Origin of the sequence: Arthrobacter sp. 754, from assembly GCF_040548695.1 — a bacterium.
Taxonomy (GTDB): Bacteria; Actinomycetota; Actinomycetes; order Actinomycetales; family Micrococcaceae; genus Arthrobacter.
Genome location: NZ_JBEPSC010000005.1, coordinates 238,497 through 254,186, shown reverse-complemented (window position 1 = coordinate 254,186; position 15,690 = coordinate 238,497). Strand labels below are relative to the sequence as shown.

General features: G+C 65.0%; 14 protein-coding genes. 11 read left to right on the top strand and 3 right to left on the bottom strand.

The features are described from left to right. Positions 1–48 precede the first annotated feature (48 nt). The 4 genes from ABIA70_RS15915 to ABIA70_RS15900 all read left to right on the top strand — a co-directional run bounded on the left by ABIA70_RS15915 (position 49) and on the right by ABIA70_RS15900 (position 2,724). Positions 49–588 carry an HAD domain-containing protein gene (locus ABIA70_RS15915; RefSeq protein WP_354148534.1) on the top strand — a complete coding sequence of 180 codons (540 nt, stop codon included), beginning with the start codon at positions 49–51 and terminating at the stop codon, positions 586–588. Positions 589–707: 119 nt separating this feature from the next. Next, positions 708–1,925 (top strand): inorganic phosphate transporter, encoded by a 1,218-nt coding sequence (locus ABIA70_RS15910; protein ID WP_354148533.1) that lies wholly within the window; start codon positions 708–710, stop codon positions 1,923–1,925. Then, a complete protein-coding gene (locus ABIA70_RS15905) occupies positions 1,922–2,143 on the top strand; it encodes a hypothetical protein (RefSeq protein ID WP_354148532.1) in 222 nt (73 codons plus the stop codon). Before ABIA70_RS15910 ends, ABIA70_RS15905 begins: the two co-directional genes overlap by 4 nt. A gap of 23 nt (positions 2,144–2,166) precedes the next feature. Further along, positions 2,167–2,724, top strand: a complete 558-nt coding sequence (locus tag ABIA70_RS15900; protein ID WP_354148531.1) for a dihydrofolate reductase family protein — start codon at positions 2,167–2,169, stop codon at positions 2,722–2,724. 6 nt (positions 2,725–2,730) lie between these two features. Here the strand turns inward: ABIA70_RS15900 and ABIA70_RS15895 are convergent, their stop codons facing one another. Continuing rightward, complete coding sequence (locus ABIA70_RS15895) at positions 2,731–3,210, bottom strand: hotdog fold thioesterase (protein WP_354148530.1); 480 nt, start codon at positions 3,208–3,210, stop codon at positions 2,731–2,733. Positions 3,211–3,424: 214 nt separating this feature from the next. Here ABIA70_RS15895 and polA point away from each other — a divergent pair, with 214 nt between their 5' ends. The 5 genes from polA to rpsA all read left to right on the top strand — a co-directional run bounded on the left by polA (position 3,425) and on the right by rpsA (position 10,746). Further along, the gene (polA, locus tag ABIA70_RS15890; protein ID WP_502917223.1) at positions 3,425–6,067 is read left to right on the top strand and encodes a DNA polymerase I; all 2,643 of its coding nucleotides are present in this window, start codon (positions 3,425–3,427) and stop codon (positions 6,065–6,067) included. 52 nt (positions 6,068–6,119) lie between these two features. Beyond that, positions 6,120–6,731 (top strand): GyrI-like domain-containing protein, encoded by a 612-nt coding sequence (locus ABIA70_RS15885; RefSeq protein ID WP_354148528.1) that lies wholly within the window; start codon positions 6,120–6,122, stop codon positions 6,729–6,731. An 81-nt stretch (positions 6,732–6,812) separates the two neighbouring features. After that, positions 6,813–8,111: a GNAT family N-acetyltransferase gene (locus tag ABIA70_RS15880; RefSeq protein WP_354148527.1), complete on the top strand. Its 1,299-nt coding sequence runs from the start codon at positions 6,813–6,815 to the stop codon at positions 8,109–8,111. 28 nt (positions 8,112–8,139) lie between these two features. Continuing rightward, complete coding sequence (locus tag ABIA70_RS15875) at positions 8,140–9,069, top strand: polysaccharide deacetylase family protein (protein WP_354148526.1); 930 nt, start codon at positions 8,140–8,142, stop codon at positions 9,067–9,069. A gap of 198 nt (positions 9,070–9,267) precedes the next feature. Further along, a complete protein-coding gene (gene rpsA / locus ABIA70_RS15870; RefSeq protein ID WP_354148525.1) occupies positions 9,268–10,746 on the top strand; it encodes a 30S ribosomal protein S1 in 1,479 nt (492 codons plus the stop codon). Between the two features lie 76 nt (positions 10,747–10,822). On the opposite strand, the gene ABIA70_RS15865 is transcribed toward rpsA, so the two are convergent. Both ABIA70_RS15865 and ABIA70_RS15860 read right to left on the bottom strand, forming a co-directional pair. Next, on the bottom strand, positions 10,823–11,362 hold the full coding sequence (locus tag ABIA70_RS15865) for a GNAT family N-acetyltransferase (RefSeq protein ID WP_354148524.1): 540 nt from the start codon (positions 11,360–11,362) through the stop codon (positions 10,823–10,825). Then, complete coding sequence (locus ABIA70_RS15860) at positions 11,346–12,035, bottom strand: IMPACT family protein (protein WP_354148523.1); 690 nt, start codon at positions 12,033–12,035, stop codon at positions 11,346–11,348. The genes ABIA70_RS15865 and ABIA70_RS15860 overlap by 17 nt, the downstream gene beginning before the upstream one ends. A 104-nt stretch (positions 12,036–12,139) precedes the next feature. Here ABIA70_RS15860 and coaE point away from each other — a divergent pair, with 104 nt between their 5' ends. Continuing rightward, positions 12,140–13,363 carry a dephospho-CoA kinase gene (gene coaE, locus ABIA70_RS15855; RefSeq protein WP_354148522.1) on the top strand — a complete coding sequence of 408 codons (1,224 nt, stop codon included), beginning with the start codon at positions 12,140–12,142 and terminating at the stop codon, positions 13,361–13,363. 89 nt (positions 13,364–13,452) lie between these two features. Next, complete coding sequence (gene uvrB, locus ABIA70_RS15850) at positions 13,453–15,552, top strand: excinuclease ABC subunit UvrB (protein WP_354148521.1); 2,100 nt, start codon at positions 13,453–13,455, stop codon at positions 15,550–15,552. Positions 15,553–15,690 lie beyond the last annotated feature (138 nt).

The following is a 15,690-nucleotide window of genomic DNA, read 5'->3' as shown; positions in this document are numbered from 1 at the left end:
CGGCTCATAGCTCTCCATCAGGACCAACTGATGTGAGGTGAAGCAGCCGTGCGCAACGTCACCCTCTACCTGGATGTCGACGGCGTCGTTTGCCCTTTCGGACCGACCGGCCTGACGCCGTGGGGCTCCGCCTGGCAACTGGCCAACGCCGGCCTCCTTGAAGTGGCTTACGCCCAGGAGTTGGTTGACGGCCTGAACGGACTTGCCCTGCTGCCCGGCGTCCGGTGCGTCTGGCTCACCAGCTGGGAGGAAATGGCACCCCGCTATCTGTGCCCCGCCATCGGGCTCAATGCCGGACACTGGCCCTGCCTTGTGGCCGAATCCGGTGCCGGCGGGACGGACTGGTGGAAACTGCGGGCCATCCAGGCAGACCTGGACAGGTCCGGGACCGATGCCCTGGTGTGGATCGATGACCAGCTCAGTTTTGAGCAGGATGCGCAGGCATGGGCGCGGATCCTGGGCCGCCGCATCATGATGGTCTCGCCTGATCCACGGCGTGGCATCTCCCCGGACGAACTGGCTGCCGTGGAGTCGTTCCTGGAAGGACCGGTGTTTGGACCTGCACCGGCTGGCGCGTACGATCGATGAGGTTTCAGGCCAATCCGGCAAACATCACCAGTGCCCCTGCATGAACAACTGATGAACTATGCTGACCGGTGTGGCCGGCAAGGAACTGCCGAACGTCGACTCTGCAGATTGGGCAACAGTTGGATATCACCTTAATGGTGGCGCTGGTCATTGCACTGGCACTATTTTTCGACTTTACAAACGGCTTCCATGACACGGCCAATGCGATGGCCACGCCCATCGCCACCGGCGCAATCAAACCCAAGACGGCAGTGACCCTGGCAGCTGTCCTGAACCTGGTCGGCGCCTTCCTGTCCACCGAGGTCGCCAAGACGGTTTCCGGCGGCATCATCAGGGAAGGGTCGGACGGCGTGCAGATCACGCCCGAGATCATCTTCGCGGGGTTGATGGGTGCCATCCTGTGGAACATGGTGACCTGGCTCAAGGGCCTGCCCTCAAGTTCGTCCCACGCCCTGTTTGGCGGCCTGATCGGCGCTGCGATTGCCGGCATCGGGTTCAACTCGGTGAACCTGGAGACCCTGCTCCAGAAAGTCATCCTGCCTGCCATTTTTGCCCCGCTTATTGCCGGGATCGTGGCCTACATCTGCACCAGGCTCGCCTACGCGCTGACCGCCCGCCACGACCCGGAAACCGGCAGCAAGCTGACCCAGAAGCGCGGCGGGTTCCGGACCGGCCAGATCTTCACCTCCAGCCTCGTGGCACTGGCCCACGGCACCAATGACGCCCAGAAGACGATGGGCATCATCACCCTGGTCCTGATCGCCGCCGGCACGCAGGCCCCCGGTTCGGGTCCGCAGTTCTGGGTCATTGGGGCGTGCGCACTCGCCATTGCAGTCGGCACCTACGCGGGTGGCTGGCGCATCATCCGCACCATGGGATCCGGCCTCACTGAGGTCAAGCCCGCACAGGGTTTCGCGGCTGAGACGAGCACCGCGTCGGCCATCCTGGCCTCCTCCCACCTCGGCTTCGCCCTCTCCACCACACAGGTGGCTTCAGGTTCAGTCATCGGCTCGGGCATGGGCCGCAGGGGCACCACCGTGCGGTGGAACATGGTGGGCAGGATCGCCGTCGGCTGGCTGTTCACCCTGCCCGCGGCGGGCATCGTCGGGGCGCTGACCGCGTTGCTCGTCAAAACGGGGGTCGTCGGCGTAGCCATTGCCGCCGTCGCCGGCACCGCGGCTGTGCTGTTCATGTTCTTCTATTCCCGGAAATCGCATGTGGGCCACCACAACGCCGTTGAGGTCGAAGAAGCAGGCCAGGCGGTCCGCTTCGCCAGGAAGAAAGCCCTCGCCCGGGCCCGCGCCCGTGCCGACGAAGAAAAGGATACCCAGCGATGAAGTGGTTGGAACTGCTGACCGTTGGCGGTGCCACCCTCGTGGCCGCCGTGACCGTTGTGGTCCTGTACTCCCTCGGCGTCCGGCTGACCGCCATCGCCGGCGACGTCCGGCAGCCATCACCCGGACTGAAACGCTCGCTGGCATATGTCTGCTTCGGTTTCTGCGGACTCGCCGTACTGTTCGGGCTTTATCTGATCATCCCGTACTTCTCGAAGTAGCAGCCCGTGGCTAGGCTGGGTCCATGTCCAGGACCCAGTACTTTGTAGCCGCCTCCTTGGACGGCTTTATCGCCACGGCCAAGGATGATCTTGGCTGGTTGCTGCAATTCGACGGCTTCGAAGGCGGCAAGGAAAGCTACGACACGTTCATGGCCGACGTCGGCTGCATTGTCATGGGTGGCGAGACGTACGCATGGCTGATGGAGCACGAGCCGGGCAACTGGCCGTATCCCTCCACGCCCTGCTTCGTTTTCACCCGCCATGAGCACACCGCTCCCGCCGGCTCGGACATTACGTTCGTGCGTGGCGACGTCCGTGAATTCATCCAGGATTTTAGGGACAACGCCGCTGGCAGGAACATCTGGGTGGTGGGCGGCGGCAATCTGGCCGCCCAGTTCGCTGACGCCGGACTCCTCGATGAACTCATCCTCTCCGTCATCCCCGTGGTGCTGGGAGACGGCAAGCGGCTGTTGCCGCTGGAACGCCCGACGCCGCCACTTGAGCTGACAGCGTCCCGCACCATGGGACGGGGCATAGTGGAGCTCCGCTACCGTCTCAGTGCCGGCGGCAACGGGTCCTGAGGGCGCTCAGGCTCCTGCGTCCGGCTCCCGGTTGTCCCGGATCATGTTGGTGATCCGTGCCGTAGACAGCTTGCGGCCCAACTCGTCCGTCATCACCACTTCGTGTGTTGCCAGGGTGCGGCCCAAATGAATGGCGGTGCAGGTTCCGGTCACGGTGCCGGAAGCGATTGACCGGTGATGCGTGGCATTGACCTCGATGCCCACCGCGTGCCGGCCTTCCCCCGCGTGCATCCCCGCAGAGAAGGAGCCGAGCGTCTCGGCCAGCACCACGTGCGCTCCTCCATGGAGGATCCCCGCCACCTGGGTGTTGCCCTTGACCGGCATGGTGGCAACCGTGCGCTCAGGGCTCATCTCCAGGAAATGGATGCCCATTTTGACCACCAGCGCGCCGATACCCATCTGGCCCAGCCACTCGTGGAGGTGTTCCGGAATACCGGCTGTGACCAACTCCTCAGCAAAGGGCCCGGGCGTGAAATTGTCCATCATGCCAACTAGGCTGGCACCTGTGAGTGAAACTACCAAACCGGCCCCTTTTCCGTCCGAGTCCGCTGTGCTTGACGGCAGCGACGCCTTGCAGGCTGATGACGCCCTGCAGGACATCACCGTGCCCGCGAACTCGGGACGGTCGGTTTCGGCAACGGAGGCTCCGGTCATTCCGCTGACCGACCAGCCCCGGCTGCTGGTGCTGGATGGGCACTCCATGGCGTTCCGGGCCTTCTTCGCCCTTCCGGCGGACAAGTTCTCCACGGCCAACGGCCAGCACACCAACGCCATCCACGGCTTCACCTCGATGCTGATCAACCTCATCAAGGAACAGAAGCCCACCCACATCGCCGTCGCCTTCGATGTCTCGGATGAAACCACGCACCGCAAGACCGAGTACAGCGACTACAAGGGCGGCCGCAACGAAACCCCGCGGGAGATGAGCGGCCAGATCGACCTCATCGACAAGGTCATGAATGCCTGGGGCATCAAGACCATCAAGATGCCCGGCTACGAGGCCGATGACGTCCTGGCCACCCTCGCCGCCATGGGGGAGCAGGCCGGCTTCGAGGTCCTGCTGGTCACCGGCGACCGCGATGCCTTCCAGCTCATCACGGACAACGTTTTTGTGCTCTACCCCCGCAAAGGCGTGAGCGACATTCCCCGGCTGGATGCCGCTGCCATCCAGGAGAAGTACTTTGTCACGCCGGCGCAGTACTCGGACCTCGCCGCCCTCGTGGGGGAGACCTCCGACAACCTTCCGGGTGTCCCGGGCGTCGGCCCCAAAACCGCTGCGAAGTGGATCAACCTCTATGGCGGGCTCGAAGGAGTCCTGGAACACCTGGACAAGATCGGCGGCAAGGTGGGGGACGCCCTCCGCGAAAACGTCGAGGACGTCAAGCGCAACCGGCGGCTGAACCGGCTCCACACCGATCTTGATCTCCCGCTGACACTCGAGGACCTCGCGGACCCACGGCCGGACGAGGCCGCCCTGGAGCAGCTGTTCGACGAACTTGAGTTCAAGACCATCAGGGCCCGGCTCTTCGCGCTCTACGGCAGCGAGGACCTGGAACCCGCAGAGCGGGAGAGCCTGGACGTGCCTGACTACGCCACGCCCGCCGACGCCGCGGAGCTGGAAGCCTTTTTCGCCGAAGGCTCCGGAAAACGCTCGGCCGTAGCCGTTGACCTGGTGCCCGGCCGGATCGGCGAAGACGCTGCAGCCGTTGCCATCGTCCGCGACGATAAAGCGGTGTACATCGACCTCGCCGCCCAGGACGCCGCAGCCGAAAACGTCCTGGCGGACTGGCTGCGGGACAAGGGAATCCCCAAGGTCATGCACGGCTACAAGGCTACGCTGAAAGCCCTGTCCAGCCGGGGCCTGGGCCTGGAAGGCGTCGTGGACGACACCTCGATTTCCGGCTACCTGATCCAGCCGGACCGACGCACCTATGAGCTGGCCGAGCTCGCCCAGCACCACCTGAACGTCAGCCTCCCGTCCGAGACCGCCAAGGCGGGCCAGCTTGAGCTCTCGTTCGACGGCGACGACGCCGCCGCGGCGGGGTCGCTGGTCCAGGTGGCCGCCGTCGTCCAGGCCCTGAGCCGTTACTTCGATTCGGAACTGGCAGAGCGCCAGGCCGCCGACCTGCTGGCCACCCTTGAACTGCCCGTCAGCAGGGTCCTGGCGGACATGGAACTCGCCGGCATCGCCATCGACATGCCGCGCATGGACGAGCAGCTCGCGGATCTCGCCAAGGTCATCGACAACGCGCAGGAGCTGGCCTTCGCCGCGATCGGCCATGAGGTCAACCTCGGATCTCCCAAGCAGCTCCAGACCGTCCTCTTCGAGGAACTCCAGCTGCCGAAGACCAAGAAGATCAAGTCCGGCTACACCACCGACGCCGCATCGCTGAAGAACCTGCTGGAAAGGACAGGCCACGAATTCCTGGTCCAGCTCATGGCCCACCGTGAGTCCTCGAAGCTGCGCCAGATGCTCGAATCCCTCAAAAAGTCCGTGACCGAGGACGGCCGGATCCACACTACCTATGCGCAGAATGTGGCGGCCACGGGCCGGATCTCCTCCAACAACCCCAACCTGCAGAACATCCCCATCCGCAGCGAGGAAGGCCGGCGCGTCCGGGGCATCTTCGTGGTCAGCGAAGGCTATGAGTGCCTGCTGTCAGCGGACTACTCGCAGATCGAAATGCGCATCATGGCCCACCTCTCCGGGGATGCCGGGCTGATCCAGGCCTACAAGGACGGCGAGGACCTCCACCGTTTCGTGGGCTCCAATATCTTCCACGTCCCCACCGACCAGGTGACCAGTGCCATGCGCTCCAAGGTCAAGGCAATGTCCTACGGCCTGGCCTACGGGCTGACCTCGTTCGGCCTCTCCAAGCAGCTGGAGATCTCGGTGGACGAGGCACGGACCCTCATGAAGGAATACTTCGACCGCTTCGGTGCCGTCCGCGACTACCTCCGCGGCGTCGTGGACCAGGCCCGGATCGACGGCTACACCGCCACCATCGAAGGCCGCCGCCGGTACCTCCCGGACCTGACCAGCACGGACCGGCAGCTTCGCGAGAACGCGGAGCGGATTGCACTGAACTCGCCCATCCAGGGATCGGCGGCGGACATCATCAAGCGCGCCATGCTTGGTGTGCACTCGGAATTGGCGGTTCAGGGCCTGAAGTCACGGATGCTCCTGCAGGTCCATGACGAACTGGTGCTCGAGGTAGCGGCCGGCGAACGCGAAGCGGTGGAAAAGCTGGTGACCGAGCAGATGGCCGGGGCCGCAGACCTCAGCGTGCCCCTCGAAGTCCAGATCGGCGTCGGACCGAGCTGGTACGACGCCGGGCACTAAGGAACGCAGGGCACCAAGGAAGGACGTGCACAGGAGGAAGGGAAGGGGCGCGATGGACAAGTACGACGTCCGTAAACACTTCAAGGAGTTGTACGCGCCCCGCGCCAGCGGTTTCGAGGTGGTCACAGTCCCGCCCCTGAACTACGTCATGGTGGACGGGCAGGGCAATCCGGCCACGGCACCCACCTACGCCGCAGCGCTCGAAGCACTGTTTTCAGTGTCCTACGCCGTGAAGTTCGCCAGCAAGCACGAAGGCCGGGACTACGTCGTCGGGCCCTTGGAAGGCCTGTGGACAGCGGACGATCCCGACGCGTTCACCCGGGGCGAGAAGGACAGCTGGAAGTGGACCATGATGATTCCGCAGCCGGACTGGATCGGTTCCGCCGAGGTCCGGGACGGACTCGCGAAGGCCGCGGCGAAGAATGTTCCGGGGCTGGAGGGCCTCCGCTTTGAGTCTCTCGACGAAGGCCTCGCGGTGCAGATCCTGCACATCGGCAGCTATGACGACGAGGGTCCCACCCTTCACCGCCTGCACCACGAATTTATGCCGGCGAATGGCTTCGGATTCGCCGGGCCGCACCATGAGATCTACCTCAGCGACGCCCGCAGGACCGTTCCGGAAAAGCTCAGGACCATCCTCCGCCAGCCCGTGCGGCCGCTCTGACCACCAACCTGCCGCCACGCGTGCGCTCCCGGGCGTGTTGTTGCTGGCCAGCCGCCGAAAGGATTAGTTAGGCTCGGCACTGTGGCTGAACTGAGTGGGACCTACGAAATCCGGCGCTTCGACGCCGTATCCAAGGACGAGCCGGGGTTCGCCGAAGCCGAAAAGTGGGTTAAGGCAGTGGCATTCGGCTTCCACGAGTCCACCCGCACGCCGGAGCATGTGGTGAAGTCCCTGGACACGTACAAGGCTGACCGCCGCGTCCTGACCGGCGCCTACCAGACCGGAGAGGTGGCTCCCGGATCCCTTCCGGCGGATGTCCCGGTGGCAACCTTCGGCACGCTCCGCAAAACACTTAACATCGGGTTTGGCCGGACCCTGGACACGCAGCTCGTCACCGCCGTAACGGTGCGGACCTCCCACCGGCGCCGCGGCCTGCTGCGCCGGATGATGTCCGAGGACCTGGATATCGCCCGGCGGGACGGGATCCCGATGGCGGCCCTGACCGCGTCCGAAGGATCCATTTACGGACGGTTCGGGTACGGGGTGGCCAGCTTCGAACGCACGGTGAAAGTGGACACCACGGCCCGCTTCCTGCTGAACCACCAGCCGGCCGGCATCGTCGAGGTGGCCGATTCCAAGGTGCTGCTGGACGTGGCGCCGGTGGTTTTCGAGCGGGTACACCGCGTCACGCCGGGATCGGTCGGCCGCCAGGAGTGGTACCGCCAGGTGGCATCCGGGTCCCTGGGCCGCGACGGCAAGGAAGACCCCGCCGTCAAGGTGGCCCTGCACTATGGCCCCGGCAACACAGTGGACGGCTACGTGTCCTACAAATTCCTGGGCTGGGACACCGAGCCTCACACCGTGCAGGTGGTGGACCTCGTGGCTGCCACCAACGATGCGTATCTTGAGCTGTGGCAGTTCCTGGCCGCCATCGACCTGGTGGAGCGGGTCACCTGGGAAGAGGCTCCACTGGATGATCCCCTGACGTGGGCGCTGGCCGATCCCCGCTGCATCGACTCATCGGACAGCAGGGACATGCTGTGGCTCCGGATCCTCGACGTGGTCAAGGCACTGGAGGCGCGGCACTACCAGGTGGACGGCCGGCTGGTGCTGGAAGTCCTTGATCCGCTCGGTCTCACCGGCGGGACATACGCGCTGGATGCGTCAGCCGGCGGGGCCGCCGTCGTACGTCCTGATAAAGCGGCGGAACCGGATCTGACCTTGGATGTTTCAGCGTTGTCATCGATTTACCTCGGCGCCGTATGCCCCGTTACTCTTGAGGCGGCAGGGCGGATCCGCGAGCACAGGCAGGGCGCGGCGCTCCAGGCCCGTGGGTTGTTCGCCGTTGAGCGGGCCACCCACTGCCTGACCCATTTCTAGGGGCCCCTGCGTCATTAGAGGACTGTCCATGGGGGATATCCACACGCCGGAAAGGCCCGGCCGCCGCTCTTTGCTGCTCGGAATGGCCGGTGCGGCCTCCGTCGTACTCGCGGGTTGCATGGCAACAGCCGATGCAGCTCAACCGGAGGTGGTCCCGACACCCGAGCCGATGATCCCGGTGGACCCGGCTCCTCCCGCTCCCTCACGTACGGCCCCGGCGGAAGCCCCTGAGGATGAGCCCTACCGTCCGACGCCGCCCACGAAGCAACAGATCATCGCCGAATTCGGGTCCCGCAAACCCCGCGAGTGGGGTCTGCAGGTCACTGGCATCGTGGGCAGGTCACCGGCCCGGGACATTGCGCTGACGCTGGATGCCTGCGGCGGACCCGGCGGCACCGGATGCGACCAACAGCTGCTGACGACGTTGCGGAAGCTCAATGTACCGGCAACCCTGTTCCTCAACGAACGGTGGATCCAGGCGAACCCCGCCTTGACGGCTGAATTGGCCCACGACCCCCTTTTTGAACTGGCAAACCATGGGTTCCTGCACCGTCCGCTGTCCGTCAGCGGGAGATCCGCCTATGGCATCGCCGGAACAAAGGACGTAGGCGAGGTCTATGACGAGGTGATGGGGAACCAGGCCGTCCTCCAGGACATCATTGGCCATGTTCCGGCGTTTTTCCGGCCCGGAACTGCCTATTACGACGACGTCGCGGCCGCTATTACCCGGAGGCTCGGCCCACTGCCGGTGAATTTCACGATCAACGGCGATGGCGGGGCCACGTTTCCACCCTCCACCGTGGCGGCCGAGGTCGGGAAGGCGCGGAATGGCGATATTGTCATTGCCCATTTCAACAAGCCTGGCAGCGGCACCGCCGCCGGGCTTGCCCAGGCGCTGCCCCGGCTTTTAGGGCAGGGCGCCACGTTTGCAAAACTGGGGGCGGTCCTGCCCTCGTGACCTGCCCCGGCTTTGACCGGTGTTGGCCGCTGCGACTAGAATAAGTGGGCGCGCACTACGTGCACGTTTCATTAATCCACAAAATCAGGAAGACCCGGCCGGACCTCGCGGTTTGGCCGAGACCTGCGCCTGCGTTCCATAACGCGGGCGCGGTGGCTTTCCTGGCCGACTAACTATCCACAACGGAGCCCCTACTACATGACCATCACCTCCACCGAGAAGCCCGGTACCCCCGTAGTCGCCATTAACGACATCGGTACCGCTGAGGACTTCCTCGCAGCAGTCGACGCCACCATCAAGTACTTCAACGACGGAGACCTCGTCGAAGGTACCGTTGTCAAGGTCGACCGCGATGAAGTTCTGCTCGACATCGGTTACAAGACCGAAGGTGTCATCCCCTCCCGTGAGCTGTCCATCAAGCACGACGTTGATCCCGGAGACGTTGTCTCCGTTGGCGATCAGGTCGAAGCCCTGGTGCTCACCAAGGAAGACAAAGAAGGCCGCCTGATCCTCTCCAAGAAGCGCGCTCAGTACGAGCGTGCCTGGGGCGACATCGAGAAGGTCAAGGAAGAAGACGGTGTCGTCACCGGTACCGTCATCGAGGTTGTCAAGGGTGGTCTTATCCTCGACATCGGTCTGCGCGGCTTCCTGCCCGCATCCCTCGTCGAGATGCGCCGTGTGCGCGACCTTGCTCCGTACATCGGTCAGAAGATCGAAGCCAAAATCATCGAGCTGGACAAGAACCGCAACAACGTTGTGCTGTCCCGCCGTGCATGGCTCGAGCAGACCCAGTCCGAGGTCCGCTCCACGTTCCTCAACAAGCTGGAAAAGGGCCAGGTCCGTCCCGGCGTCGTTTCCTCCATCGTCAACTTCGGTGCATTCGTGGACCTGGGCGGCGTAGACGGCCTGGTTCACGTTTCCGAGCTGTCCTGGAAGCACATCGACCACCCGTCCGAGGTTGTCGAAGTTGGCCAGGAAGTCACCGTCGAGGTCCTCGAGGTGGATCTGGACCGCGAGCGCGTTTCCCTGTCGCTCAAGGCTACGCAGGAAGATCCGTGGCAGACCTTCGCCCGCACCCACGCCCTCGGGCAGGTTGTTCCGGGTAAGGTCACCAAGCTCGTTCCGTTCGGTGCGTTCGTTCGCGTCGAAGACGGCATCGAAGGCCTCGTTCACATCTCCGAGCTGGCCGTGCGCCACGTGGAGCTGGCCGAGCAGGTTGTCTCCGTTGGTGACGAGCTGTTCGTCAAGGTCATCGACATCGACCTCGAGCGCCGCCGTATCTCCCTCTCCCTCAAGCAGGCCAACGAGGGCGTCGACGCCGAGTCCACCGAATTCGATCCGGCTCTCTACGGCATGGCCGCTGAGTACGACGAAGAGGGCAACTACAAGTACCCGGAGGGCTTCGACCCGGAGTCCAACGAGTGGCTTGAAGGCTACGAGAACCAGCGCGCCGCCTGGGAGCAGCAGTACGCTGACGCCCAGACCCGCTGGGAAGCCCACAAGAAGCAGGTTGCCCAGCACGCTGCCGATGACGCTGCAGCTGCAACGTCCGGTGAGAGCGATTCCGGCACCACCAGCTACTCCTCGGAGCCTGCTGCTGAGACCAACGTTGGAGCCGGTACCCTGGCTTCCGACGAGGCTCTTGCAGCTCTGCGTGAGAAGCTGACCGGCAACTAATTTTGCCACCGGCCCGGTAAGTCCCGGGCTGACACAGCTGGCCCCCTGCGGATTGCAGGGGGCCAGCTGCGTTTAATCAGGAATCCAGTCGGCGGGGAAGCCCGACGACGGCACTTACCGCGCCGCCGCCGTCGTGCGTGAGGACGGCACCTGCCGAAGTGAGGAGGCGCTGGGCGCCGATGTTCCCGGCCGTGGTGTGGGCGATCACTTGCTGCAGCCCTGCGCGGCTGGCCTCGGCCAGGACCAGGGCCAGTGCGGCCGTGCCGATGCCCCAGCCGCGGTATGACCGGCCCAGCCAGATGCCTGTCTCCGCCGAATTGTGCCGGGCCGTTCCCGCCAAGACCCGCTTGAGCCTGATGCTGCCAAGCGGGCTTCCGTTGCACACCACAGCCCAGCTCTTTTCCCCGGCTGGCCCGTCCAGGCCGGCCGCAGCTGACCGGTGGTACGCGCGGAACCAGTCGATCCGCTCCGGGGTCCAGCCGGCCCCGCCAAGCGGCGGCGTGACCTCGTCAGGTGACGCATCCCGAAGGGCCAGCTCGAGCAGCTGTTCCAGCATGGAACCGTCGATGTCCGCCAGGCTGGCCGTGGCCGCACCGGGTTCAGCGGAGCGGGACATCAATCCACTCCGTTCCGCCGGGAACGAGTAGGGCCTGGCCTGCGGTGAGGGCAAGCACGCGCTCCGCTGCGGCGCTGATTCCGGCGGGTTCGTCGGGCACGGCCACGCGGAGGACGGTCTCCTGTGCTCCGTAGCTGGTTTCCGCCATGAGGAATCCCGCCGCCCTCAGGTCGTTTTCCAGCCGGCCGGCAGCCGTGTGCGGAACAGATGCTGCGCAGACCCGCAGCCGGTGGCGCCGGACCAGCGGTGCGGCTTCCAGGGCGGACGACACCGACTCGGAATAGGCGCGTACCAGTCCGCCGGCGCCAAGGAGGATGCCACCGAAGTAGCGGACGACGACGGCGCAGACGTCACTGAGGTCGGCCGCCCCCGGAGAGGTCTCGCGTTTGAGCAGCGCCTCCAGCATGGGGAGGCCGGCTGTGCCTGAGGGTTCGCCGTCGTCATTGGACCGCTGGATGTCTCGGTCCGGTCCCAGGACGAACGCTGAGCAGTGGTGACGGGCATCATGGAATTCGCGCCGCAGCCCGGCCACAAGGTCCCGTGCGGATTCCTCGCTGTCCGAGCGGCGGAGGACCGTGATGAACCTGGAGCGTTTGACCTCGATCTCGTGCCGGAACTCCGGGCCGGCGGCCAGGGTGGTGTAAGACGTAGCGTGGCTCTCTTGGTCGTGCACTGGCCAAGTCTAAGTCCCCACCGGCCCTCCACCCTGCCGTCCTTCACCCCGCTGCGCTCCACAAGGGAAGCCGGGCGCCGTAGGCCCATGAGTAAGCTGGAGGGGTGCTGAAAATCGGATTGACGGGCGGCATCGCCTCAGGAAAGTCAGTGGTTGCTGCCCGCCTCGCAGAGCTTGGCGCGCTCCTCGTGGACGCGGATGCGCTGGCCCGTGAGGTGGTTGCACCGGGAACGCCGGGACTGGCCCGGGTGGTGGACGCCTTCGGCGCGGACATGCTGGCCTCCGATGGCTCGCTGGACCGGGCCAGGCTTGGTGCCCTGGTGTTCGGAAACGCGGCGCAGCTGGCCGTACTGAACGGCGTCGTGCACCCGTTGGTCCGGGAAGCGGCGGCGGGCATCATTGCCTCGGCTGATGAAGGTTCGATCGTTGTCCAGGACATTCCGCTGCTGGTGGAGACCGGACAGGCCAGCGCGTTCCATCTGGTTCTCGTCGTGGATGCGCCGGATGACGTCCGGATCGCCCGGATGGTGGAGCAGCGCGGCATGAGCGCTGAAGAGGCACTGTCCCGCATGGCTTCGCAGGCGTCCCGCGAAGAACGGCTTGCCGCCGCAGACGTCGTCCTGGACAACTCCGGCTCCCTTGAGGACCTCGAAGAGCAGGTTGACAGGCTCTGGACCCGACGCCTGGTGCCATATGCGCAGAACCTCAAGAGCAGCTCCAGGGCGCCCCGTTCCGGCGGTCCCGTTCTGTACGCCCCCCGCCCTGAATGGCCGCGGAACGCGGAGCGGGTGCTGGCGCGGCTTCGGAAGGCGCTGGAGGATGCCCACGGCGAAGCTGTCCTGGCCATCGACCACATCGGCTCTACCTCCGTGCCGGGCCTCGCGGCCAAGGACGTCCTTGACCTCCAGCTGGCCGTGCCGGACCTGGCGGCAGCGGATACGCTGGCGCCCGCGCTGGCAGCCGCAGGATACCCGCGGGTACCCGGCATCAACTCGGATGAACCCAAGGCATCCAGGCCCGATCCGGCCGATTGGGGCAAGCGGTTCCATGCCAACGCCGATCCGGGTCTGGCTGTGAACCTCCATGTCCGGGCCGCCGGTTCACCTGCCTGGCGGTTCGCACTTTGCTTCCGGGACTGGCTCCGGGCGGACCCCGGAGCGGCGGGGGAGTACCTTGCCTTGAAACACCGCCTGGCGGAACTGCACGCAGGCGATTCCGGAACCGATGGCTACGCCGCAGCCAAGGACTCGTGGTTCGCTGCGGCAGAGTCCCGGATGGAGAGGTGGGCCGCCCGCAGCGGGTGGGCGCCGCCGTCGTACGGCAGTTGAGCCTTGAGGGGCGCGCCGGCAGTGGTGGGCACTGTTCGCCTGTAACTGATCCGGCTGTTAGTGTCGGCCCCCGGTTGTAGATTAGAAGCATGAGCCTTGCCCAGGAGATCAACCGTGTTGTAGCGCCGTTTGAAGTCATCAGCGAGTTCCAGCCTGCCGGTGACCAGCCGGCGGCCATCGCGGAACTGACGGAGCGGATCCGGAACGGCGAGAAGGACGTGGTCCTCCTGGGTGCCACCGGCACCGGCAAAAGCGCCACCACGGCCTGGCTCATCGAACAGATCCAGCGGCCCACCCTGGTGATGGTGCAGAACAAGACCCTTGCCGCCCAGTTGGCCAACGAATTCCGCGAACTGCTGCCCAACAACGCGGTGGAGTACTTCGTCTCCTATTACGACTACTACCAGCCCGAGGCCTACGTGGCGCAGACGGACACCTTCATCGAGAAGGACTCCTCCATCAACGAGGAAGTGGAACGGCTCCGGCACTCCGCCACCAACGCTTTGCTGACCCGCCGGGACGTCATCGTCGTGGCCACAGTGTCCTGCATCTACGGCCTGGGTACCCCTGAGGAATACATCGCCGGGATGGTCACGCTCCGCAAGGGTGCGGAGATGAACCGTGATGACCTCCTCCGGAAGTTCGTCTCCATGCAGTACGCGCGGAATGACATGGACTTCCACCGCGGCACCTTCCGGGTCCGCGGCGACACCGTGGAAATCATCCCGATGTACGAGGAACTGGCCATCCGGATCGAGTTCTTCGGCGACGAGATCGAGAACATCCACACCCTGCACCCGCTGACGGGCGAGGTGATCCGGGACGAGGAGGAGATGTACGTCTTCCCCGCCTCACACTACGTCGCCGGCCCCGAGCGGATGGCCCGGGCCATCAAGCGGATCGAGGACGAACTCGCCGACCGGCTGCAGGTGCTCGAAAGCCAGAACAAGCTGGTGGAAGCCCAGCGGCTCCGGATGCGGACCACCTACGATCTCGAGATGATGCAGCAGATGGGCTTCTGCAACGGCATCGAGAACTACTCCTCGCACATCGACGGGCGCGCCCCGGGGACCGCCCCCCACTGCCTGATCGACTACTTCCCGGACGACTTCCTGCTGGTGATCGATGAATCGCACGTCACCGTTCCGCAGATCGGCGCCATGTACGAGGGCGATATGTCCCGTAAACGGAACCTGGTGGACTTCGGTTTCCGCCTCCCCTCAGCCATGGACAACCGGCCGCTCAAGTGGGACGAATTCCTCCAGCGCGTGGGCCAGACCGTCTACCTATCCGCCACGCCCGGCAAATACGAACTCGGCAAAGCTGACGGCTTCGTTCAGCAGATCATCCGTCCCACCGGACTGATCGACCCCGAAGTGGTGGTCAAACCCACCAAGGGCCAGATCGATGACCTGCTCGGGGAAATCAAAACCCGCACAGCGAAGAATGAGCGCATCCTGGTCACCACACTGACCAAGCGGATGGCAGAGGACCTCACCGACTACCTCCTGGGCCACGGCATCAGGGTGGAGTACCTGCACTCCGATGTGGACACCCTGCGCCGCGTTGAGCTGCTGCGCGAACTCCGAATGGGCAAGTTCGACGTCCTGGTGGGCATCAACCTGCTCCGTGAAGGCCTGGACCTTCCCGAGGTCTCCCTGGTGAGCATCCTGGACGCCGACAAGGAAGGCTTCCTCCGGTCTTCCACGTCGCTGATCCAGACCATCGGCCGCGCAGCCCGCAACGTCTCGGGGCAGGTGCACATGTACGCGGACCGCATCACCGACTCCATGGCACACGCCATCGACGAGACCAACCGGCGCCGCGCCATCCAGGTGGCTTACAACACCGAACACGGCGTGGACCCGCAGCCCCTGCGGAAGAAGATCGCCGACATCACGGACCAGCTGGCCAAGGAAGACGCCGACACCCAGGAACTGCTGAACAACAACCGCCTGGCCAAGGGTGCCAAGCGCGGGAAGTCCGCGGCAATGGGCGCAGCCCAGGTCCGGGCCGACGGCCTGGCGGCAGCCCCGGCCGAGGACCTCGTGGGGCTGATCGAACAACTGACGGAGCAGATGCACGGTGCTGCGGCCGAACTCCAGTTCGAAGTTGCCGCCCGGATCCGCGACGAAGTCAGCGAGCTCAAGAAGGAGCTCCGCCAAATGCAGGCGGCGGGTCACGCGTAGCTGCTGTAGAGTTAACGTCACGTAGGGGAGTATCCCGAGCGCTACGATCGTCAACACGCCAGGCACAGCTGCCTGGCCGGGCGTAGCGGGCCACCACATCAGCACCAAGTGCACAGGCTGGCCGGAGAGACTTACACC